This window comes from Stenotrophomonas sp. STEN046 (assembly GCF_056759755.1).
Window position 1 is genome coordinate 1 of sequence record NZ_JBRRDR010000093.1, and the last position, 313, is coordinate 313.

Genomic DNA, 313 nt, shown 5'->3' on the forward strand with positions numbered 1-313 from the left:
CCCGATCCCATCCCGAACTCGGAAGTGAAACGTAGCTGCGCCGATGGTAGTGTGGCCTAAGCCATGCGAGAGTAGGTCATCGCCAGGGTTTATACCCGAAAACCCCGCTGCGCATGCAGCGGGGTTTTCCTTTTTTTGCAAGCCCCAGGTTTCGACCTGGACTTACGGCAACAACTTCAGAAAGAGCTTCAAGTTCCTTCAACAAGTTGTTGACAAAGCTGAAAGGCCTGCCATAATAGGCGGCTCGCAACGACGAAAGGCCCTCGGGCCCAACGACGAAGCAGCATCGGCAACAACGTCCACCCCGGTGAGA

At 55.6% G+C, this 313-nt stretch carries 1 rRNA gene; it reads left to right on the top strand.

Features of this window, described 5'->3' with window-relative positions:
* A 5S ribosomal RNA gene (rrf, locus tag ACVOLJ_RS20875) occupies positions 1 to 88 on the top strand; the annotation flags it as partial.
* Between the last annotated feature and the right edge of the window lie 225 nt (positions 89 to 313).